The organism is Cyclobacterium xiamenense (genome assembly GCF_900109255.1).
In the GTDB taxonomy this organism is placed as follows: Bacteria; Bacteroidota; Bacteroidia; order Cytophagales; family Cyclobacteriaceae; genus Cyclobacterium; species Cyclobacterium xiamenense.
In genome coordinates, this window is the sequence record NZ_FNZH01000009.1 from 91,645 (window position 1) to 111,015 (window position 19,371).

Annotated in this window: 22 protein-coding genes; 12 read left to right on the plus strand and 10 right to left on the minus strand. The window is 48.1% G+C overall.

What is annotated here, in order from left to right:
* Positions 1-49: 49 nt before the first annotated feature.
* A complete protein-coding gene (locus BMW71_RS20180; protein WP_244891243.1) occupies positions 50-475 on the plus strand; it encodes a response regulator in 426 nt (141 codons plus the stop codon).
* Between the two features lie 4 nt (positions 476-479).
* Entirely contained in the window at positions 480-1,496 is a 1,017-nt protein-coding gene (locus tag BMW71_RS20185) for an ATP-binding response regulator (RefSeq protein ID WP_092178089.1), read from the plus strand.
* Here the strand turns inward: BMW71_RS20185 and BMW71_RS20190 are convergent.
* The gene (locus BMW71_RS20190; protein WP_092178091.1) at positions 1,493-2,005 is read right to left on the minus strand and encodes a GNAT family N-acetyltransferase; all 513 of its coding nucleotides are present in this window, start codon (positions 2,003-2,005) and stop codon (positions 1,493-1,495) included. The two genes, BMW71_RS20185 and BMW71_RS20190, sit on opposite strands and share 4 nt — an antisense overlap.
* A 207-nt stretch (positions 2,006-2,212) precedes the next feature.
* On the opposite strand from BMW71_RS20190, the gene BMW71_RS20195 reads away from it, so the two are divergent.
* Positions 2,213-3,193: an aldo/keto reductase gene (locus BMW71_RS20195; RefSeq protein ID WP_177179716.1), complete on the plus strand. Its 981-nt coding sequence runs from the start codon at positions 2,213-2,215 to the stop codon at positions 3,191-3,193.
* A gap of 20 nt (positions 3,194-3,213) precedes the next feature.
* Here the strand turns inward: BMW71_RS20195 and BMW71_RS20200 are convergent, their stop codons facing one another.
* Positions 3,214-4,017 (minus strand): 3'-5' exonuclease, encoded by an 804-nt coding sequence (locus BMW71_RS20200; protein WP_092178095.1) that lies wholly within the window; start codon positions 4,015-4,017, stop codon positions 3,214-3,216.
* A 332-nt stretch (positions 4,018-4,349) separates the two neighbouring features.
* On the opposite strand from BMW71_RS20200, the gene dnaB reads away from it, so the two are divergent.
* Positions 4,350-5,906 (plus strand): replicative DNA helicase, encoded by a 1,557-nt coding sequence (gene dnaB / locus BMW71_RS20205; RefSeq protein WP_244891244.1) that lies wholly within the window; start codon positions 4,350-4,352, stop codon positions 5,904-5,906.
* A gap of 164 nt (positions 5,907-6,070) precedes the next feature.
* Positions 6,071-7,069 (plus strand): quinone oxidoreductase family protein, encoded by a 999-nt coding sequence (locus tag BMW71_RS20210; protein ID WP_092178099.1) that lies wholly within the window; start codon positions 6,071-6,073, stop codon positions 7,067-7,069.
* An 84-nt stretch (positions 7,070-7,153) separates the two neighbouring features.
* On the opposite strand, the gene BMW71_RS20215 is transcribed toward BMW71_RS20210, so the two are convergent.
* Positions 7,154-7,480 carry an enzyme of heme biosynthesis gene (locus BMW71_RS20215; protein WP_092178212.1) on the minus strand — a complete coding sequence of 109 codons (327 nt, stop codon included), beginning with the start codon at positions 7,478-7,480 and terminating at the stop codon, positions 7,154-7,156.
* A 170-nt stretch (positions 7,481-7,650) separates the two neighbouring features.
* Between BMW71_RS20215 and BMW71_RS20220 the strand changes: the two genes are divergently transcribed.
* The 4 genes from BMW71_RS20220 (at position 7,651) to BMW71_RS20235 (ending at position 11,383) form a co-directional block, all read left to right on the plus strand.
* A complete protein-coding gene (locus BMW71_RS20220; RefSeq protein ID WP_092178101.1) occupies positions 7,651-8,382 on the plus strand; it encodes an electron transfer flavoprotein subunit beta/FixA family protein in 732 nt (243 codons plus the stop codon).
* Between the two features lie 13 nt (positions 8,383-8,395).
* Positions 8,396-9,361: an electron transfer flavoprotein subunit alpha/FixB family protein gene (locus BMW71_RS20225; protein WP_092178103.1), complete on the plus strand. Its 966-nt coding sequence runs from the start codon at positions 8,396-8,398 to the stop codon at positions 9,359-9,361.
* Positions 9,362-9,367: 6 nt separating this feature from the next.
* Entirely contained in the window at positions 9,368-9,985 is a 618-nt protein-coding gene (locus tag BMW71_RS20230; protein ID WP_092178214.1) for a bifunctional nuclease family protein, read from the plus strand.
* A 114-nt stretch (positions 9,986-10,099) separates the two neighbouring features.
* On the plus strand, positions 10,100-11,383 hold the full coding sequence (locus tag BMW71_RS20235; protein WP_092178105.1) for a NupC/NupG family nucleoside CNT transporter: 1,284 nt from the start codon (positions 10,100-10,102) through the stop codon (positions 11,381-11,383).
* A 19-nt stretch (positions 11,384-11,402) separates the two neighbouring features.
* On the opposite strand, the gene BMW71_RS20240 is transcribed toward BMW71_RS20235, so the two are convergent.
* The gene (locus BMW71_RS20240; RefSeq protein ID WP_092178107.1) at positions 11,403-11,837 is read right to left on the minus strand and encodes a peptidylprolyl isomerase; all 435 of its coding nucleotides are present in this window, start codon (positions 11,835-11,837) and stop codon (positions 11,403-11,405) included.
* Positions 11,838-12,044: 207 nt separating this feature from the next.
* Here BMW71_RS20240 and BMW71_RS20245 point away from each other — a divergent pair, with 207 nt between their 5' ends.
* Complete coding sequence (locus BMW71_RS20245) at positions 12,045-13,544, plus strand: peptide MFS transporter (protein WP_394333704.1); 1,500 nt, start codon at positions 12,045-12,047, stop codon at positions 13,542-13,544.
* A gap of 55 nt (positions 13,545-13,599) precedes the next feature.
* Here the strand turns inward: BMW71_RS20245 and BMW71_RS23785 are convergent, their stop codons facing one another.
* The 4 genes from BMW71_RS23785 to BMW71_RS20260 form a co-directional block, all read right to left on the minus strand.
* Positions 13,600-13,746 (minus strand): hypothetical protein, encoded by a 147-nt coding sequence (locus BMW71_RS23785; protein WP_174238275.1) that lies wholly within the window; start codon positions 13,744-13,746, stop codon positions 13,600-13,602.
* A gap of 139 nt (positions 13,747-13,885) precedes the next feature.
* Positions 13,886-14,098, minus strand: a complete 213-nt coding sequence (locus BMW71_RS20250; RefSeq protein WP_092178111.1) for a hypothetical protein — start codon at positions 14,096-14,098, stop codon at positions 13,886-13,888.
* 57 nt (positions 14,099-14,155) lie between these two features.
* Positions 14,156-14,641, minus strand: a complete 486-nt coding sequence (locus BMW71_RS20255; protein WP_092178216.1) for a hypothetical protein — start codon at positions 14,639-14,641, stop codon at positions 14,156-14,158.
* Positions 14,642-14,870: 229 nt separating this feature from the next.
* Positions 14,871-15,248: a response regulator gene (locus BMW71_RS20260; protein ID WP_092178113.1), complete on the minus strand. Its 378-nt coding sequence runs from the start codon at positions 15,246-15,248 to the stop codon at positions 14,871-14,873.
* 231 nt (positions 15,249-15,479) lie between these two features.
* On the opposite strand from BMW71_RS20260, the gene BMW71_RS20265 reads away from it, so the two are divergent.
* On the plus strand, positions 15,480-15,962 hold the full coding sequence (locus BMW71_RS20265; RefSeq protein ID WP_092178115.1) for a deoxycytidylate deaminase: 483 nt from the start codon (positions 15,480-15,482) through the stop codon (positions 15,960-15,962).
* A 32-nt stretch (positions 15,963-15,994) separates the two neighbouring features.
* Here the strand turns inward: BMW71_RS20265 and murB are convergent, their stop codons facing one another.
* A complete protein-coding gene (murB, locus tag BMW71_RS20270; RefSeq protein WP_092178117.1) occupies positions 15,995-17,032 on the minus strand; it encodes a UDP-N-acetylmuramate dehydrogenase in 1,038 nt (345 codons plus the stop codon).
* 117 nt (positions 17,033-17,149) lie between these two features.
* On the opposite strand from murB, the gene BMW71_RS20275 reads away from it, so the two are divergent.
* A complete protein-coding gene (locus BMW71_RS20275) occupies positions 17,150-18,115 on the plus strand; it encodes a succinylglutamate desuccinylase/aspartoacylase family protein (protein WP_092178119.1) in 966 nt (321 codons plus the stop codon).
* Between the two features lie 319 nt (positions 18,116-18,434).
* On the opposite strand, the gene BMW71_RS20280 is transcribed toward BMW71_RS20275, so the two are convergent.
* A complete protein-coding gene (locus BMW71_RS20280) occupies positions 18,435-19,244 on the minus strand; it encodes a hypothetical protein (protein WP_092178121.1) in 810 nt (269 codons plus the stop codon).
* Positions 19,245-19,371: the final 127 nt, after the last annotated feature.

The window sequence follows — 19,371 nt, forward strand, 5'->3', positions numbered from 1 at the left end:
TAAAAATTAACGAGGAACCAATTGATTCCGAAAATTTTGATGGATAGCCATGTTGAAGCTTTTTTTAATTGAAGACAATGAAGGGGACATTTTGTTGATCTCCGAAGCGCTGGAAGACCTGCGCATTCCCTTGCACGTAACCTACGCCAAAGACGGGGAAGAGGCCGTTAGGCTTCTAACTGCCTGCATCAACGCGTCCGGAAATGAGGTACCGGACCTGGTTTTACTTGATATCAATCTTCCCAAGAAGAACGGACAGGAGGTTTTGCGTTTTATTAAGACCTCAAACGACCTGAAGCAACTGCCGGTAATTATGCTGACCACTTCTTCCAGTCACCGGGACGTTTTGGAATCGTACCGAAACCACGCCAACAGTTATATTACCAAACCCGTGGGGGCTGAAAGTTATCAGGAAATACTTCAGAAAGTCGAAGCATTCTGGTTTTCTCTGGTTCAGCTTCCGTCAAAAAACTGATTCCATGTCACCCGGATACGACTACCTAAATCTTTTAGTAATCGAAGACAACGAAGGAGACTTTGTGCTGGTATCGGAAGCGATTGAAGAAATTTTCCCTTCGTGCAGCATTGACCGGGCGCCTACTTTCGAAAGTGCTTCCACCAAGCGAATACAGGACTACCACCTGGTATTACTTGATTTGACCTTGCCGGATAAAAGCGGAGAAGAGTTGATCAAGGAAATTCTCCGCCTTGCCGGTAAAGTTCCCGTGGTGGTGCTGACCGGGTACGTAGACCGAAATTTTGCTATCAAGTCCATTGCACTTGGCATGTCGGATTACCTCGTCAAAGACGAAATTCATCCGGATATCCTTTCCCGAAGCATCGTGTACAGCATCGAACGGAAAAAAGTTTTTAATCGCCTCGAACAATCCGAACTTCGCTACCGGGAGCTGTTTCACTTGAGCCCGCTCCCGATGTGGGTGTACGATCAGGATTCACTCCGATTCCTCGACGTTAACGAAGCGGCAATTCAATCGTACGGCTATTCCCGCAGCGAGTTTCTGTCCATGACCATCGCGGATATACGTCCCGAACAGGAGCGGAAAAAGATGTACGAAGCGGTGGAAGAAGGCAAAGCAATTCCTGGGCTACGAAGCGCAGGCACCTTTCTACATACCAAAAAAAACGGACAGCTGATTACCGTGGAAATTAGCTCCAATAGGATAAGTTTTGACGGGGTACCCGCAAAATTGGTTCTTGCCAATGATGTCACACAGAAAAAAGCCTACATAAGAACCGTGGAGCAGCAAAATAGGCGGCTGCGAGACATTGCCTGGGTGCAGTCGCATGTGGTACGGGCTCCGCTTGCACGCCTTATGGGGCTGGTGAATTTGCTGGAAATTGAACTGTCTGATTTGCCAGCAGAGAAAAAAGAATTATTGAACCACATTGTGTTTTCTGCAGATGAATTGGATGACGTAATAAAGGATATCAACGAAAAGTCGCAAAACATCGATATGCCAGAGAAGAACAATTAACCGGCAGGAAGCGCTTTTTTGAGGCAAAAATCATCCATGACAAATCCTTCTCCGATGGGAATCACTTCTTCTTTAACGGTCACAAAACCCCTCCTGAAATAAAAATCAATGGCCAACTGATTGTATTTATTAACGTTTAGTTCCAGTGCGTTCTGGGATTCCTCCCGAGCGATTCGCTCTAACTTTTCTAGAATTCTTTTTCCCACACCTTTCCCCTGGGCTTCCGGCAAAATGTATAATTTATGTATTTTTAAGTTTGTCGTTTGTTGGTAATTGACTTCAAAGGAAGTAAACCCGCAGGCCGTTTCTCTTTCGTAAGCAAGCAAAAAACGATGCCCGGCCGCCATCTGTTGTGTCAGGGAAGCGTTGCTGTACATGCGTTCCATCATGTAGGCCAATTGCTCTCTGCTCAGAATTGCCCCAAAAGTCGAAGGCCAGGTTTTGCGCGCAATCTCCTGCACCAGGGGAATCTGAAGCGGGCCAGCCGGTGATAGTCGAATCTTGTTCATGCGGATAGTGTGGAAGTTCCTCAAACAACCCCTGCGCAAGGTAATCAGTTTTGCCAGTCGATGCAATACCACACGCAAACCGGAGCCATCTTCCAAAAAACTACCCTGTGTGGTTTTTTTTTCGCCCAAATATTTGTTTTCTTCGCTTTAGGCTTTCGTTGGAAAGACCCGACTAGCCATTCACAAACACTACTGGACGCCGGAAAAATGAACTACCGTAAATTTGGAAATACCTCGCTTCGGTTGAGCGAAGTCGGATTTGGCGCATGGGGGATCGGTGGACCCGCTATGGCAGGAAAGGTTCCGATCGGCTGGGGAAATGTAGACGATCAAACCTCACTGGAAGCGATAAAAACGGCGCTCGATGTAGGAGTTAATTTTTTTGACACGGCTGATTTCTACGGTTTGGGTCATTCCGAGCACTTGCTCGGAAAGGTGCTGGGCAATAGAAAAGATGTGGTTCTCGCAAGTAAAGTGGGGCACCGCCTGGACCCGAATGGTGGTATTTATACGGATTATTCCAGGCAACACATCGTTCATTCCTGTCAGGAGAGTCTCCGCCGACTAAACCGGGACGTGATTGATTATTATCAGCTGCATACGGCCAAGGTGGCGGATTTGGAAAAGGGAGACTGTGTGGAAGCGATGGAACAGCTCAAAAAGCAGGGGAAAATCCGGTACTGGGGACTATCCCTGAATACCTTTGAACCAGCACCCGAAGCCAGCTACCTGTATACCCACCGGATTGCCGACGGCATGCAGCTGGTATTGAATCTGATGAATCAGGAAGCCCTGCCCATTGTAGAAAAATCCCGAGAGATGGGGTATGGTATCCTTGCGAGAATGCCCTTGCAGTTCGGGCTTTTGACCGGTAAATTTTCCAGATCGACGCAATTTTCAAAGGATGATCACCGGGTTTTTCGGTTGCCACCCGAGCTACTGGCCCGCGCCCTCGATGTACTTGAGCAAAAGGTATGGCCCCTGTGTGCCAAGTACGGCCTTACAAAAACCGAGCTGGCCATGAGTTTTATTCTGAGTTTCGAGGGGGTATCTTCGGTGATCCCCGGGATAAAAACACCCCGACAGGCCGTGGAAAACACCAGCGGATTCCGGTACCTGGACGAAGAGGACCGCCAGTACCTGCGATCGCTTTACCCCTCGCCATTTGAAGATTTATTGGGACAGTAGCGAAAAGGCCGGGCTACCGTTCAACTATTAAATCCCCGGAGCTTAACCTGCGTGAGTTTTCGCTTTGTATCAAGCGGAAAGTCTCCTTTCATCATCCAGTCGTAATACCCCGGTTCTTCCTTCAGCACCTGCGCAATGGGTTTTCCTTTTTGTTTGCCGAAATTGAAGCATTCCTCACCTTTATCGTTAAACACGAACCTTCCCGCCAGGTCGACCATTTTTTCGTTGATCATGTTGTGGATTTTCTTCATGTCGTTTTCCATGATTCCCACCCGGTTTCCTTGCAGGTCTTCCATTTCCTCTCCCGCATACCGGGCAATTTGGGCTTTAAACACCTCGTACGTAGCCAAGGTGTCTGCTTCCGCACTGTGTGCGTTTTCCAATACTTTGCCGCAGTAGAATTTATAGGCGGATGCCAGGTTTCGCTTTTCCATCATAAAGAATATTTTTTGCGCATCCAGCAGATTTCGCCTCTCAATGTCAAAATCAATGCCCGCCCGTAAAAATTCTTCAACCAGCAGCGGTATATCGTATTTCAATACATTGAATCCTGCCAGATCGGCTCCTTCGAAAAAACGGAACAGGTCCCGGGCTACGTCTTTAAAGGTCGGTGCATCGGCCACGTCCTTGTCGTAAATTCCGTGGATCAGTGAGGATTCCAGGGGAATGGGCACTGTCGGATTTAGTTTCATGGTCTTAAGCTCCTTTTGCCCGTCGGGAAACAATTTCAAGATGGAAATTTCGACGATTCGATCGGTAGAAATGTTGATTCCAGTAGCTTCAAGGTCAAAAAAAGCAATGGGAGTCGTTAAATTCAATTTCATTTTTTATACAAGTAGTAGCATGAAAAGGATTGCGGACTACAGGGGAGTAACCCACTCCAAATCGCATTTCCTGCCAAAAAAAGACAAGTTTGCCGGCAATCCTTTGTGCAAAGATAGGGATTTTTATCGCTTTACTTACGGCACTTTCCTTTTAGCTCCAGCAAAACGGAAATGAGTAAAAAATTGTCGACCATTGGGGAATATATTTTGGTGGCAATTGGTTGTTCAGGTAGGGTTTGTCGTTTTGTGGATAACAACGTGTATAAGTTGTTCAAAAACTTTAGCCCGAAAGGGGTACTTTTGTGACTATGGCGGAAAAAAACAGTAGTAAAATGGAGCGAAGTGCGGGATTGAGGAGGAGGCCGGCAGAGCCTCATACCGCCCTGGGTAAATTGCCCCCTCAGGCCATTGATTTGGAAGAAGCCGTACTGGGTGCGTTGATGCTGGAAAAGGATGCCTTGACAGCGGTGGTGGACATACTTTCGGCCGATAGCTTTTACAAAGACGCGCACAAAATGGTCTACGAAGCCATTTTGGATCTTTTCAACGCAGGCGAACCCATTGACCTGCTCACCGTGACGAATCAACTACGGAAAAATGGAAAACTGGAGTTGGTGGGAGGGGCTTATTTCATCACCGAACTCACTTCTAAGGTCTCTTCTGCGTCAAACATCGAGTACCATGCCCGGATTATAACGGAACAGGCCATGAAGCGGGACATGATTCGGATATCTTCCGAAATACAGAAGGAAGCATTTGAAGATACCACGGATGTCTTTGAACTATTGGATAAAATGGAGCAATCCCTTTTTGAGATTTCTGAAAATAACATCAAAAAGAATTACATGGACATGCGGTCCATCATGCGGGAAGCCATCGTGGAGTTGGAAAGTAAAAAAGGGCAGAAGGACGGGCTCACCGGAGTACCCTCGGGTTTTACTGCCTTGGACCGGGTCACCTCCGGGTGGCAGAAATCGGACCTGGTCATCATTGCCGCCCGACCAGCTATGGGGAAGACTGCCTTTGTCCTGTCGGTTCTGCGAAATGCTGCGGTAGACCACAACCGACCGGTTGCCATTTTTTCCCTGGAGATGTCTTCCCTGCAGCTGGTCAATCGATTGATCAGTTCAGAGGCAGAGCTGGATTCCGAAAAAATAAAAAAAGGAAATCTGGCAGATTACGAATGGCAACAATTGATTCATAAAACAGGAAAGCTTACCGCAGCACCCTTGTTTGTTGACGACACGCCGGCCCTGTCGATTTTAGAGCTCCGTGCAAAATGCCGGCGCTTAAAGGCGCAAAACGACGTGCAACTCATCGTGGTCGATTATTTGCAATTGATGTCGGGAGACAGCAAAGGAAATCACGGGGGCAATCGGGAGCAAGAGATTTCAAGTATTTCCCGGGCATTGAAAAAAATCGCCAAGGAACTCAATGTACCTGTCATTGCCCTATCTCAGCTATCCCGGGCCGTTGAGACCCGGGGAGGCGACAAGCGCCCGCAGCTTTCCGACCTCCGGGAGTCGGGTGCGATTGAGCAGGATGCGGATATTGTCATGTTTTTATACCGGCCCGAATACTACGGCATTACCGAAGACGAAGATGGCAATAGCACGTCTGGAGTCGGAGAGGTGATCATTGCCAAGCATAGAAATGGGTCTCTGGAAAGTGTGAAGCTTCGATTTATTGGAAAATATACCAAGTTTACGGATCTTGACATAAATGTACCTTATCAGGCACAAGATGCGTTGTACGGTAGCCGATTTCCCAGCAGTGCCGGGGGACAAGGGTTTGACGATTCGGGAATGGTGCGCATGGGAAGCAAGGCGAATGGCGACAGTCCTGGAGAAAACCCCTTTCCCGCTGGTGACGACAAGGCACCCTTTTGATTCGGTTTTAGCAGTCAGTTGCCGGCGTTGCGGAAAATGAGCGAATTCAAAATCCCCTATAGCTGAGGCCGGTATGTATGCCGGCAAACTCCGCATTTTCCACCGAGTTCTGGCGCGGTTTTCGCGTCCGGGCGAGTATTTTCTTTAACCCTAATCATAACGGAATGAAGTGCATTGTTTTAGACAGTACCCATAGCGATGGAATCGCCTACACCGAACTTCGGGAACCGGAACCGGGACCGAAGGAGGTGAAGGTGCGAATACACGCCGCGGCCCTGAATCATCGGGACCAATGGTGCCGGGAACAAAAGTATCCCAATTTGAAAGACGGCGTAATCCTGGGTTCAGACGGCGCAGGTGAAGTAGTCGATATCGGGTCAAAAGTAGACAAATCCTGGATTGGAAAGCAGGTGCTAATCAATCCGGCGCTTAATTGGGGAGACAATCAATCTGCCCAGCAGCCCGACTTCCGGATTTTAGGAATGCCGGATCACGGTACCTTTGCCGAATACTGTTGCGTTCCAGCAGACCGTGTGCATCAGATTCCAGCTCATTTGGATAGCGTTCATGCAGCGGCCCTTCCCCTCGCTGGACTCACTGCCTACCGGGCGCTGTTCTATCAGGGACAAATAAAAAAGGGGGATCGGTTGTTGGTAACCGGATTCGGCGGTGGCGTAGCCCAGCTAGCGGTTCAATTTGCCCTCGCCAGTGGCGCAAGGGTCGCTGTCAGCAGTGGCTCTGGATGGAAGCTGGAAAAGGCGCTTGAAATGGGCGTCGAAGCCGGGTACTTCTACCATTCCGAGTCCTGGGTGGAGGAAGCAAAAGGTAACAGCGACGGTTTTGACCTGATCATCGATAGCGCGATGGGCTCGACGATCAATGACCTTTTGGAGCTGGTCCGTCCGGGAGGGTCCATCGTGGTATACGGGGCTACCCTAGGTACCATGAAGGAAGTGAATGCCCGAAATTTGTTTTGGAAGCAAGTACGGTTGCAGGGATCTACCATGGGCTCGGATCGGGATTTCGAGCAAATGCTCGATTTGGTGAGTCATGACAGCATTCAGCCAACCATAGACCGGGTTTTTTCCCTATCGGAGGCCACACGTGCCTTCGATAAAATGGAAAAAACCGAACAATTGGGAAAGCTCGTCCTGCAAATCTAGGGTACGAAATGGTAGCAAGCGGCTCCAGGTTCAGGGTAGCGAAGAAAATAGACGGAGCTGCCGGTTTCCCCGGAGGTTGTTGCATCAATCGTTTTCGACCTGAAAATTGAAATAGGCATTTTCCAATTCCCGCTGGGCGTGGGTATTGTTTTGTGTTTTTGCGAGCTGTATCCCTGCCACAAAGGTGGATTCCGCCTGCTCGGGTAGCCCCAGCTCTGCGAATAACTTAGCGGCGTGGTAATAGCAGGGAAGATAGCTTTTATGTTCGCGTAATAGTTTGTTAAAATAAAAAGAAGCCTTTTCTTTGTCTTGATTTTGGTATTCCAAAGCCAACGCGTAAATATTGAAAGGGTTGTCAGGTTCTTCTTCCATATAGGTGACAAGTTCCTTGACCCGGTCATGTTTTTCCATGGTGTTGCGTTTGGTTTCTGCAATGACAAATTTAATTAAAAAATAGATGAAATCGATGCGATTAAAATCATCAGTAAGCACACCGGGCAATGATTATTTTAATCGTCAAAGATTATCCCGATTTTGTATCGGGAGAGGCTAGGTAGCAACTCTAAAACAGTTAGAAACAGATGAAAATATTGGTATGTATCACGCATGTGCCTGATACCACGTCAAAGATTAGATTTACCGATGACAACAAGCAACTTGACAAAGCGGGGGTGCAGTTCATTATTGGTCCCTACGATGATTACGCACTTGCCAGAGCGGTGGAGTTGAAAGAGCAGACCGGAGGGTCGATCACGGTGATCAATGTTGGTGAAAAAGAGACGGAACCCACCTTACGAAAAGCGTTGGCTATTGGCGCGGACGAGGCCATCCGAGTGGATGCTTTTCCCCAGGATGCGGTATTTGTGGCCCGGCAAATTGCGCACCTTGCCAAAGAAGGGGCGTACGACCTGATTCTTATGGGCAGGGAATCCATTGACTTCAACGGAGGCATGGTACACGGCATGGTGGGTGAGTTGCTGGGGATACCTTCGATATCGCCGGTGATGAAATTGGAAATTGATGGAAGAACGGCAAAAATGTCTCGTGAAATTGAGGGAGGGAAAGAGTTTATAAGCGTTGATTTGCCCGTTATCGCTGGCTGTCAGGAGCCCATCGCCGAATGGAAAATACCAAACATGCGCGGCATTATGTCAGCAAGAAGCAAGCCGCTGAATGCTGTGGCGCCTGTAGAAGCAACGAGCAGCACAGCTGTCGAATCCTACAGCCTGCCTCCTGCGAAGGAAGCTGTAAAGCTGGTGAATACGGTGGAAGAATTGGTTGACCTGTTAAAAAACGAGGCTAAAATACTTTAAATAACCGAAAGAAATGTCAATATTAGTATATATAGAAAAAGATCAGGGTAAAATCAAAAGCTCCTCCTTGGAAGCAGTTTCCTATGCTGCTGTGCTGGGTGAGAAGACTGGGGCAGCAGTAAGTGCTGTAGGCCTGGGTAGCCTGGAAGGCACCGAGTGGGATCGCCTCGGGCAGTCGGGTGCCTCGGCGGTTTATCAGGTAGCGGATGAGCGACTTGATGCCGGGGTAATACAGGCCCATGCCTCCGTGATAGCGGAGGTATTCCGTATCGTTGGTGCGAAAACCCTGGTGCTGGCGAAGTCATCCCTGGGAGATGCGGTAGCCGCCCGACTGGCAGTAAAATTGGACGCAGGATTGGTCACCAACGTGGTGGATCAACCCGATTTGACAGCAGGTTTTGTCGTAAGACGAAGTATTTTTACGGGCAAGGCCTTTGTGGCCACCCGTGTTGATACCGAAAACAAGATTCTTGCGATCAAGAAAAACATTCAACCGGTAAAAACCGGCGGAGCAGCCGTAGCGGTAAAACAACTGACGGTGGATCTTCCACCCGAGGTTTTTGCCGCAACGATTACTGGCTCAGAAAAGGCTACCGGTGAGGTGTTATTACCGGAAGCGGATATCGTCGTCTCCGGAGGACGGGGTCTTAATGGACCGGAAAACTGGGGGCTAATTGAAGATCTTGCCGCTGCCCTGGGCGCGGCAAAGGGGTGTTCGAAGCCAGTGTCCGACTCTGGGTGGAGGCCGCACCACGAGCACGTGGGGCAGACCGGGGTGAAAGTAGCCCCTTCCCTGTATGTGGCAGTGGCCATCTCCGGAGCGATACAGCACCTGGCCGGGGTAAATGCTTCGCGAAATATTGTTGTTATCAACAAAGATCCGGAGGCTCCCTTCTTTAAGACTGCGGATTATGGCATAGTTGGGGATGCATTTGAAATCGTCCCAAAATTGACAGAAGCGATTAAGGCACTAAACTAATTGACCGTGGATAATACTGTTGAGTTAGAAATTTTGGGTTTATCATCCAATAGCACCCAATCAGGGTCATTTACACTGGTTTTGGGAGAATCTGAGGGAAGGCGGAAGTTGCCGATCGTGATCGGCATGTTTGAGGCCCAGGCCATCGCGATAGAAATCGAAAAAATCATTCCCAACCGGCCGATGACCCATGATTTATTCAAATCCTTTGCATCCAATTTTCAATTTTCCGTGGATCACATATTGATCTCCGACATGAGGGAGGGGGTTTTTTATGCAAAAATCATGTGCCAGAGTTCGTTCAAAAAAGTAGAAATTGATGCGCGTCCCTCGGATGCCATTGCCATTGCGGTCAGGTTTGATGCGCCAATATACTGTGCCAGCACGGTAATGGCGGAAGCAGCGATCGAGTTTACGGAGGAAGACGAAAAAAGAGAACAAGAAGCGGCTTCCGGTAGTGCTACCGGAAAGGGTGGCCCCAAAGAAAAGAGCAAATCCCGGGAAGAAGCTTCCCTCAAGGATTTTAGTCTGGACAAATTGAATCAATTATTAGAGAAAGCCATAACGAACGAGGATTACGAAAAAGCGGCGCGTTTGCGGGATGAGATCAACCGGAGAAATTAAGTGCAGGGGATAGGATGCTGTTGGCTAGTTTGTTTTCCCGAAACAAGCAGCGCTAAGTCACCGAAGAAGACCGGGTCCAACATGGGCTAGTTATACTGCTAAAATTTGCCTAAAATGGATTATGTAAGAGGTGCTTTGGGAATTGTGGCCCTGGTCTTTATTGCCAGCCTTTTTTCCGCGAATTCGAAAAAAATCGATTGGCGATTGGTAGGTATTGGCATTGGGTTGCAGGCTGTTTTCGGTATTTTGATCACCAAAGTTTCCGTTGTAGCGGCCGTTTTCACGAAGGTCAGTGCGGGATTTGTTACATTTCTTAGTTTTTCGGAGCAAGGGGCCACGTTTCTATTTGGGGAGTTGGCCAGTGACTCGTTTGGATTTATTTTCGCCTTTCAGGTATTACCCACGATTATTTTCTTTTCCACGGTTTCTGCCGGGCTGTATTACCTGGGTATTCTCCAAAAAGTGGTGTTTGGCATTGCCTGGGTAATGGCACGCACCATGCGCCTGTCTGGACCGGAGAGCCTCTCTGCTGCGGGAAACATTTTTCTGGGCCAGACCGAAGCGCCTTTGCTGGTGCGGCCGTTTATTCCCACCATGTCCCGATCGGAGCTCATGTGCCTGATGACCGGTGGCATGGCCACCATTGCGGGAGGCGTGCTTGCCGGATACGTGGCTTTTCTGGGGGGAGATGATCCGGTAGAAAAGACCCGATTTGCCACGTATTTATTGGGAGCCAGTATCATGAACGCGCCGGCGGCGATTGTTATTTCCAAGATCATACTACCCGAGGACACCAAAGATGGTATCAATGACCGCTTACACATCAGCGGGCAGGTGACGGATGTAAACTTGATCGATGCGATGTCCCGAGGTGCCTCGGAGGGACTTAAACTCGCATTGAATGTGGGCGCCATGCTGTTGGTATTTATTGCCGTCATCGCCGCTTTGAATTATTTTCTTTCCGGGATTATCGGGGAATATTCCGGCCTGAATGCCCTGGTGGCGGCTTCTACCAACGGTACGTTTGAGGGACTTTCGCTGGAGTATTTGCTGGGGCAGATTTTTCGATTATTTGCCTGGATCATCGGCGTGGAATGGAAAGATACCCTTGCCGTTGGCTCTCTTTTGGGGCAAAAAACGGTAATTAACGAGTTTGTAGCCTACCTGGGGTTAGCCGAGATGAAAACTGCGGGGACGCTGTCACCAAAGTCTATTGTTATTGCCACCTATGCGCTGTGTGGGTTTTCCAATTTCAGCTCCATCGCCATTCAGGTTGGTGGAATCGGAAGTATAGCGCCCGGACAGCAGGGAAACCTCTCCAGACTGGGCATGCGTGCACTATTGGCCGCTACCATTGCTTGTCTGATGACGGCAACTGTGGCCGGGGCGCTATTTTAACGTACTGTGAGAGGCTGGTTCAGTCGTGAATTACAATCTTGGTGATCGTATCTCCTCCCCGGATCTGATCAATGACGTCCAATCCCTCGGTAACTTTACCAAAACAAGTATGGTTTCGATCCAGGTGTTGGGTGTTTTTTCGGTTATGGCAGATAAAAAACTGGGAGCCACCGGTATTTCTGCCCGCATGCGCCATGGACAATACCCCCCGGTCATGATACTGAAGCTCCCCATCCAACTCGCAATCGATATGGTACCCAGGTCCTCCTGTTCCAGTGCCGTTGGGGCATCCTCCCTGAATCATAAAATCGGGTATGACCCGGTGAAAGGTGAGCCCATCGTAAAAGCCTTTTTGGGCGAGTTCGACAAAATTTGCCACCGTCTTTGGGGCGTCTTCTTCGTAAAAGGTAATTTTCAGGGTGCCCTTCTCGGTTTGAATTTCTCCGGTTTTCATGAACGTATCGTTTGTTTTTTTTGCAATAATACTGATTTTATGCTAGTATCATGCTATACTTGTAATTCGTGCCCCTTGCTTTTTTGAAAATTCCATCTAAACTAATGTAACTTGAGAAAAGAAGACCAGTTTGTAGGGAAACACAACGCTCCGGAAGATATTCTGGAATTCGAAGGCCCCCAGTTGTTTGGACATCCCAAAGGACTGATGACCCTCTTTTTTACGGAAATGTGGGAGCGGTTTAGCTACTATGGCATGCGCGCCTTGCTGATTCTGTTTATGACTGCTCCGATCGCTTCCGGAGGACTGGGGTTTAATGATCAGACATCCGGGGCCATTTATGGGTTGTATTCCATGGCCGTATACCTGCTGGCACTCCCCGGCGGCTGGGTAGCGGATCGGTTGATTGGCCTGAAGAAATCCGTTTGGTACGGGGGAATTATTATTACGATTGGTCATTTTACGATGGCACTGCCCGGCGTTTTTTCGCTACTGGCAGAAAATCCTGCTGCTCCCGGACAGCTAGCTGCCTGGGATCTACCCTCCTTTTTTCTGGGCCTGGTATTGATCGTCTTCGGAACGGGTCTGCTGAAGCCAAACATCAGCTCCATTGTAGGTCAGCTGTATCCAGAAAATAGTCCCAAAAGAGATGCCGGATTTTCAATATTCTATATGGGGATCAACCTGGGGGCATTTCTGGCGCCCATTGCCTGCAGTACCCTGGCCGTTTACGACTGGCACCTGGGGTTCGGGCTTGCCGGTTTTGGGATGCTGATGGGATTGGTCCAATACAAATGGACCGGAAAGTACCTAAATGGAGTGGGGGAGGCCGTGGTTGCGGAATCGCCTGCCCAGCGAGACGCCCTGGGGCGCCTGCAGAAACGCGTTTGGCTGGTACTGGGATTGGTGGTGGTGCTGGTCCTGTTGTTTTTCTTGCAGGTCATCCCAGTGGATCCTGTAGCCATTGCTGGGGTTTCTAATACAATGATAGCAATTGTAGCCTTGCTGTTTTTTGGATACGTATTGCTCTTTGGCGGACTGGATACGGCACAGAAAAAGAAAGTACTGGTGATCATGATTCTCTTCGTCTTTTCAGCGGTATTCTGGTCCGGGTTTGAACAAGCCGGGTCTTCGTTGAATCTATTTGCAGAGCGATTTACGGATAGGATGGCCATGGGTTGGGAGATTCCAGCCGGTTATTTTCAATCGGTAAACAGTATCTTTATCATTCTATTTGCACCATTTTTTGGGGCCATGTGGGTGGCCCTGGCCAGGAAAAACCTGGAGCCCTCTTCTCCCCTGAAATTCGCCATTGGACTGTTATTTCTGGGAATTGGATTTTTGGTGATGTACTTTGCAGCAAAAATAGCAGCATCCGGAAATCTGGCTGCTCCTTCCTGGCTGGTCATTACCTACCTGTTCCACACCTTTGGTGAACTCAGCCTGAGTCCGGTGGGTCTGAGTCTTACGACCAAACTGGCTCCCAAAAGGTTTGCCGGGCAAATGATGGGGATGTGGTTTTTGTCCATTGCCATGGGGAATCTGGTGGCCGGACGGATTGCCGGAAGTACGAGTGGAGGGACGGAAGAGGCATTGGCCAACATGCCCCAGCAGTACCTGTTGATCGTGTACACAGTAGCGGGTGCGGGTATTGTGCTGATGCTCGTCTCCAAACCTATACGGAGCCTGATGGGAAAAATCCACTAGCCTACATCGAAAAAAATACATAAAAAAAGGCCGGTTTTGCGAAACCGGCCTTTTTTTAATCTTCTTTGTTTTCCTTTTTAAAGACCGTGCTTCTAAAATCAATGGCGGAGAGTCCTGCTCCCAAGCCCACTAAAATCGCAACGATCAGCCAAAAGGTTTGTGCTCCTGAAGCAATGGGGGAATTAAATATTTCTAATAACATACGCTAATGGTTATGAAAGCTTTTGTGGTTGCAAGTTAGCATCGAAAACGAGGATAACAAAGCATAAAAACAAAAAGGAATCTAATCAGGTGTGGAGGATTGAAAAGCGACTGGTAACTTAATCGATCGTCAACCCAAACTAGATAAAATCATCTTCCTCCTCCTCTTCGTCCTCATCAAAGGGAAATCGGTCCGAAAAGTCGTCTCCCGTGTCGTCAAACCCATCGTCTTCAAAATCCATAAAAACATCATCTTCCAGACCATGATCTTCGTCTTCGTCGTAAATCTGATCGTCAAATTCACTGCTGAATTCGTCTTCTTCGTCGAACTCGTCTTCAAAATCTTCATTCATAAGCGTCAAGTGTTAAGAAAGGCTGTTTTTTTGCGCTAATTAATGAAATTATTATAACTAACTCAACACCTCTGTGGGAATTATTTTTTTACCACCTGAGGGAAGGGTAGTTCGTTGGTTTTCAGCCCATTCGTTTTCAAGTTGACGAACCCAGGTTTCCAGGTAAAGCAGCAGGTCTTCTTTCTTATTTTTTACCAGATGCATGCGCTGGTCCATCGGTATCAGCGCAAGAATTTCGGGGTCGGATAATCGTTCCAGATGGATAAGGTCCTCCCTGCTCAGCCCGATTCCCAGCAACTCCGAAATCATCAGATCCATGGGCAAGCCACTGCTTGGGCAATAATCGTTCAATTGCTCGCTCCAGTCCCCACTGCGTTGCATGGCAAACCGGTGAATGTCCGATTTGCTGATCCGGGTAATTTCCTGTGCCAGGTTCCCGCAATTGCAGGCTCCCATGTGGCCCCACTGATAGGGAGCACCTTTCTTTAGCTTCGAGATTGTCTTTCTAAGGGCCAGAATTAATTTAGGATTTGCTGTTGCCATGTACATTTGGTTTTACTATGTAAACTCAATTTGGCAAAAGTAGTTTTTAAAAAAAAGAATTTAATGGGAAATCGAGCCTGCCCGAAGCAGACAGGCATGACGCAAGCAGCACGGGGAGGGACGATTATCAAACGGGCGACCTGCCGACAGTAGGCATGGATTCCCGTCCGATAGGCGTTATCCCGGCGGGCATATAGGTGCTTAAAGACACGAATAAATCCATGAATTTTCAGGACAGATTTTTTCTGTATTTACCGAAAATGAGGTTAATGTACTGCTTGATCAAGGGTTTGGAAAGGTATTTCTTTACCTGCTGGTATTGATTGGCTTTGATGATGTCCCGTTCGTCTATTGAACTGCTTAAAATGTAAATTTCTGGTTCGGATTGCGCAGGTTTGAACACCTCCAAAAAGTCCCATCCGGTCATTTCTGGCATATTCAGATCCAGGAAAAGATAGTGCGGGCCAATATGATAGATGTCCCGCAACGCATCCATCGCATTATCGAAAGAAAATACCTTGCAAGGCTGCATGAGGTTTCTCTGAATCAGTTTTTCGGTCACGAAAATGCTGATGGGATCATCGTCTATAAGAACTATCTTAATCATTAAAATACATAAACCTGTTTTTGAAAAGCAAAATACCAGGGACAAAAGTAATTAAATAATTTCACATTAAACTTTTATTTACCCTTTTTTTCTTTATCCTGCAGAATCCCTGATTTATAAATAGATAAATAACTAATTTTATGCCAGCTTTTCGTAAACGAAAAAGGGGCCGGTTTTATTCCACGCAAGACGGGGGGCGCAATCGGTCCGCAGCCATAAAAAAGAATGCGTATGAACAAACCAGATTTTGATGATATTTTTATGGAATTGGCAGTGAGCCTTGCCCAACGGTCCCATTGCATCAAAAAGCACGTGGGGGCAGTATTGACCAAAGATACCCGGATTATTTCGATTGGATACAATGGCCCCCCGTCCGGTACCCATAACTGCGACGAGGAGTTTCCCGAGGAGGGATGCAGTCGGGATAGCAAAGGCAGTTGCTCCCTCGCCCTGCATGCCGAACAGAATGCCATCCTGTACGCGGTTAAAAACAAAGCATCTGTGGAGGGATCTACCCTTTATGTAACATTAGCGCCCTGTTTGCCCTGCGCCAGGATTATCTATTCCATGGGAATTCAAAAGGTGGTTTACTTGTATTCCTATGCTGCCTATAAGGGCATTGGCATTGATGAGGGGATTCAATTTCTTGAAAAATTTGGCGTACAAGCGGAGCAGTACAAGAAAACACTTCGTATCCCGGACCAACTGATCTAAATGTGGCAGCCCGTGGGTACCCCGCGGAAAACCTAGGTTTTGGCCCATTCATCGGGACCGATTAGGTTGACCTCTCTTTCGAGCGTGATGCCAAATTTTTCCCGGATATCTGCCTGAATTTTTTCGCTTAGCGCCACAATTTCCGATCCTTCTCCACCTCCATAGTTCACCAAGACCAAAGGTTGTTTTTCGTGGACGCCGATCGCCCCGAATCGTTTTCCCTTCCAGCCGGCTTGCTCGATCAGCCAGGCTGCGGGTACTTTGACCAGTTCTCCTAATCGAAAGCCTGGGATGGTTGGAAAGCGTTCCTTCAGTAACGAAAATTCACCAAGAGGAATGCTGGGGTTTTTAAAGAAGCTCCCTGCATTTCCAATTTTTTTTGGGTCCGGTAGCTTCTGTTGCCGGATTTTTATGACCGCCCTGCTGATATTTTCAGGGGTTGCGGGAAGTGATCCCATTTCTTTTAGTGTACGTTCGATATCGCCATAGCTGGTAATCGGCTGGTGCTTTTTTGACAAGCGAAAAGCTACCCGGGTGATGATGTACCGACCTTTCCATTTGTTTTTGAAAATGCTGTCCCGGTACCCAAAAGCACAGGTAGCTTTGGTTATTATTTTACGGTTTTTCGTGGCAATTTCTATGGCTTCCAAATGGTCAAAAGTGGATTGTAGCTCAACGCCATAGGCACCGATATTCTGCATGGGTGCAGCACCCACCGTACCGGGGATAAGGGATAAATTTTCCAAACCACTCAGCCCCATATTTAAAGAGAAATGCACGAGATCCTGCCAAATCACCCCGGCTCCTGCCTTGAGTAAAACAGTGTCCTCATCTTCCTCCGTTTTCTCGATTCCCTGAATGGCAATCTTCAGCACCAATGCATCAATGTCTCCTACCAAAAGAACGTTACTTCCCCCACCCAATACAAACAGGTGCTTTCCCAACGAATCTGCCTGCGAGATTGCTTCCAAAACATCTTCCGAATTATGGGCTTCGAAAAAGAGGCGCGCTTTTATGTCTATCCCAAAGGTATTGTAGGCGCGTAAAGAAAAATTTTCTCGTATCTTCATTGTTTATTTTATGTACGAATTACGAATTATTTGATCAAATAGAAAAAGATTCTGGTATTTTCCACGGGGCCGGGATTTCTCTGGAGCGGGTAAAGCATGTGGTAAAAAAGGTGTGATATGAAAGAAATGGTGATCAATGGCATCCGGATTCGGCCGGGGCAAACGTTAAATATCGAAATAGCTATCGCCCGGCTTCCTACGCATACTTTGATTGATTTGCCGGTATTTATTCGGAGTTCCAGCAACACGGGCCCCACGGTGCTGATAAGCGGCGGTGTCCATGGAGACGAGATTAATGGCATTGTTACGGTAAAGCGGATGCTGGAAGAGGCGATTTTCGAGCCGAAACGCGGTACCCTGATTTTTATTCCCCTCGTAAATGTGTACGGGTTTTTGAGTAACTCCCGCACATTTCCAGACGGTAGGGACTTAAACAGGAGCTTTCCAGGCAGCAGTAAAGGCTCACTTGCCTCGCAAATTGCGTATATTTTGACCCATGAAATAATCCCTCAAATCGATTTTGGCATCGATTTTCACACCGGGGGACGCATGCTCTCCAATTTCCCCCAGGTGCGCGTGGATTTCAAAGACAAAAAAGGATTAGAGCTTGCCGAAGTATTCGGCGCCAACTTTACGGTAAACTCACCGCATATTGATCGGTCTTTTCGAAAGGAGGCGTATAAGCATAAAAAGCACATACTTGTTTTCGAAGGGGGGGAGTCCATGCGCCTCGATGAGCAGGTGATCCAGGAAGGTATCATGGGTACCGGCCGTTTATTGAGTTACCTGGGCATGATAGACGGCACCTATCCTCCGGTGAGAAGTCTTAAAATCCAAGACAGTAGCTGGGTAAGAGCCAAAATATCCGGGATTTTCAATGCGTCCGTTTCTGCGGGAGATGAAGTGAAAAAGGGTCAGGTATTGGCAAAAATATCTGACCCTTATGGACAGGTGAAGGTACCTGTCAAGAGTCCTTCCTCCGGCCACGTGATTGGAATAAACAACCAACCGGTAGTCAATGCAGGCGATGCCCTGGTTCATGTGGGAAGGACCCAGTTCGGCGTCTCGGGACCGGGCTATTGACATCATAGCGCTACTTGACCGAGAATCAAATAGTTGCAGCGTAGAATGGTAATAAATTCGGAAACATCTGATTTTCATTTAAAAAAACGGGTTTTCAGTATTTCCACAAAGTCATATTGTCCCTTTTTCTCCGGCTTGCCACATTCGCTGTTCCTAAGGTAGCCAGATGCAGGTGTTTGGGAATTAGGTGAGGTATTCCATTGGAGAGCATTCCAAGCCAATGCCGGCATCTACCTCTCTGGTAAACTGCCTGTGCGAAGAAAAATATTCCAAAAAAGACGCCTTTTTTCAGGCATTTCGGGCTATTTGAGTTTGTAAATCAGGGTGTTTTTTCCATATCCACCCCTTCATCCAGGCGTATCGTCGTTTTTGATTCACAAGCGTCCGAGGTAGTGTATACCAATTCGTGGGTTACCGGATTGCCGCCAGTACGGTGTATGGTCCAGGTTTCGGTACCAGAGGCGGGCCGGGGCAGCGATTCTGACAGACAGGCACTGGATTGTAGTTTCTGTGGGTCCACGAGTACCTCAAATGCATTACCGCTCCAATTCCTGCCTTGCATCTGTCCCTGGCTACTGAGTTCGATCAATTTATTTGATTCCATTGTTGCCCGGTGTAGGTAAGCGGGTTTCAACCGGGTGGAAGAACCCTCTGGATGAAGCAAGCGCAAAGAATCTGTTAGTTCAGCTACCGTAATCTCTCCGGACAGCAGCTCGGTAAATCGAAAAACCCGCTGGCCCACTACAGCTGTTCCTTCCCGTTCGTAATCGGTAAATGTCAGCCGAAGCGTATCCCCTTCGGTGGGCGACTCCCTGCCGTATTCCAGCGTGATGGATCCTTTTCTGCCGACCGGCACCTCCGTGCAACCGGGCCGATCGTAATTCAGTGTCACGGTGAAAGCAGCCGTATCCCGGGAAATTTCCGGACATCCGGGCAGTGAATCCGAAAAGGACTCCTCGTCGAATAATGCCCATGGCTGAAAAACCAGGTACAGGTGTTCATCCAGGCTCTTGGATGCCCAATAGGCTTCTTCGCCCTCAAACGATTGATTGATCTGCAGGTCCCTGTTGACATCCGGTTGACAGGCAAACAGCACGAGTAACGAAACGTATGTGATTATTCTTTTCATGAATCCTCCGAGTTATCCGGATCTTCCCCCGAGGTGAAATTACTGAAAGTTTAATTAATTTCCATCCCCGCGTCCCAAAGCATGGAAAATTATGTATTTTGAGCTATGTAACAGTTAAAGGACATAA

Bases quoted from the DNA above. Each gene is read 5' to 3' on its own strand.
- BMW71_RS20180 (WP_244891243.1), top strand. From the start codon at position 50: ATGTTGAAGCTTTTTTTAATTGAAGACAATGAAGGGGACATTTTGTTG.
- BMW71_RS20185 (WP_092178089.1), top strand. From the start codon at position 480: ATGTCACCCGGATACGACTACCTAAATCTTTTAGTAATCGAAGACAAC.
- BMW71_RS20190 (WP_092178091.1), bottom strand. From the start codon at position 2,005: ATGAACAAGATTCGACTATCACCGGCTGGCCCGCTTCAGATTCCCCTG.
- BMW71_RS20195 (WP_177179716.1), top strand. From the start codon at position 2,213: ATGAACTACCGTAAATTTGGAAATACCTCGCTTCGGTTGAGCGAAGTC.
- BMW71_RS20200 (WP_092178095.1), bottom strand. From the start codon at position 4,017: ATGAAATTGAATTTAACGACTCCCATTGCTTTTTTTGACCTTGAAGCT.
- dnaB (WP_244891244.1), top strand. From the start codon at position 4,350: ATGGAGCGAAGTGCGGGATTGAGGAGGAGGCCGGCAGAGCCTCATACC.
- BMW71_RS20210 (WP_092178099.1), top strand. From the start codon at position 6,071: ATGAAGTGCATTGTTTTAGACAGTACCCATAGCGATGGAATCGCCTAC.
- BMW71_RS20215 (WP_092178212.1), bottom strand. From the start codon at position 7,480: ATGGAAAAACATGACCGGGTCAAGGAACTTGTCACCTATATGGAAGAA.
- BMW71_RS20220 (WP_092178101.1), top strand. From the start codon at position 7,651: ATGAAAATATTGGTATGTATCACGCATGTGCCTGATACCACGTCAAAG.
- BMW71_RS20225 (WP_092178103.1), top strand. From the start codon at position 8,396: ATGTCAATATTAGTATATATAGAAAAAGATCAGGGTAAAATCAAAAGC.
- BMW71_RS20235 (WP_092178105.1), top strand. From the start codon at position 10,100: ATGGATTATGTAAGAGGTGCTTTGGGAATTGTGGCCCTGGTCTTTATT.
- BMW71_RS20240 (WP_092178107.1), bottom strand. From the start codon at position 11,837: ATGAAAACCGGAGAAATTCAAACCGAGAAGGGCACCCTGAAAATTACC.
- BMW71_RS20245 (WP_394333704.1), top strand. From the start codon at position 12,045: ATGACCCTCTTTTTTACGGAAATGTGGGAGCGGTTTAGCTACTATGGC.
- BMW71_RS23785 (WP_174238275.1), bottom strand. From the start codon at position 13,746: ATGTTATTAGAAATATTTAATTCCCCCATTGCTTCAGGAGCACAAACC.
- BMW71_RS20250 (WP_092178111.1), bottom strand. From the start codon at position 14,098: ATGAATGAAGATTTTGAAGACGAGTTCGACGAAGAAGACGAATTCAGC.
- BMW71_RS20255 (WP_092178216.1), bottom strand. From the start codon at position 14,641: ATGGCAACAGCAAATCCTAAATTAATTCTGGCCCTTAGAAAGACAATC.
- BMW71_RS20260 (WP_092178113.1), bottom strand. From the start codon at position 15,248: ATGATTAAGATAGTTCTTATAGACGATGATCCCATCAGCATTTTCGTG.
- BMW71_RS20265 (WP_092178115.1), top strand. From the start codon at position 15,480: ATGAACAAACCAGATTTTGATGATATTTTTATGGAATTGGCAGTGAGC.
- murB (WP_092178117.1), bottom strand. From the start codon at position 17,032: ATGAAGATACGAGAAAATTTTTCTTTACGCGCCTACAATACCTTTGGG.
- BMW71_RS20275 (WP_092178119.1), top strand. From the start codon at position 17,150: ATGAAAGAAATGGTGATCAATGGCATCCGGATTCGGCCGGGGCAAACG.
- BMW71_RS20280 (WP_092178121.1), bottom strand. From the start codon at position 19,244: ATGAAAAGAATAATCACATACGTTTCGTTACTCGTGCTGTTTGCCTGT.